The sequence below is a fragment of the Nitratidesulfovibrio oxamicus genome (genome assembly GCF_015731765.1).
Taxonomy (GTDB): Bacteria; Desulfobacterota; Desulfovibrionia; order Desulfovibrionales; family Desulfovibrionaceae; genus Cupidesulfovibrio; species Cupidesulfovibrio oxamicus.
In genome coordinates, this window is record NZ_VRYY01000768.1 from 1 (window position 1) to 580 (window position 580).

Sequence of the window (580 nt, forward strand, 5' to 3'; positions counted from 1 at the left end):
GGAAGTCGCCCGCGACCTTGCCGCCGCCGAGCAGGGCGCTGCCATGCCTCCCGGCGGAGGACTGCCGCCAGTGCAGGCCCGGTTCACCCCCGCACCCCCGGCCAGGCAGGGCAAGGGGGGCAAGGCCGTCTCGGATTCCCGCAGGCAGCCCCGCGATGCCGGAACCGGCAGCGACGTGCAGCGCTTTCGCAGTTCCGACGGCTTCCTGCTGCTGCGGGGGCGGTGCGCCGAAGGCAACGCGGAACTGCTGCGCATCGCCTCGCCCTTCGACTGGTGGCTGCATGCAGAGGACGGCCCCAGCGCGCACCTGATCATCCGGCGCGACCACCCGGCGCATCAGGTGCCGGAACGCACCCTGGCCGAGGCCGCCACGCTGGTGGCGGTGAAAAGCTGGCAGCGCAACGCCGCCCACGCCCGTATCATGGTGGCCCTGGTGCGTGACGTGCGCGCGGTGAAGGGCGCCGCCCCCGGTGCCGTTAGGGTCGACGCGGTGGCCCGGTCCCTTTCCGTGGCGCCTGACGCGGCGCTGGAAGCCGCCCTGCGCCTTGATCATGGCGCGGACGCCGCCGCGCCGCTACCC

General features: G+C 74.1%; 1 protein-coding gene. It reads left to right on the top strand.

Annotated features, from left to right (window positions below; translation table 11 throughout):
* On the top strand, positions 1–580 hold a 580-nt coding region (locus FVW20_RS18360; RefSeq protein WP_196610709.1), incomplete at both ends, for an NFACT RNA binding domain-containing protein.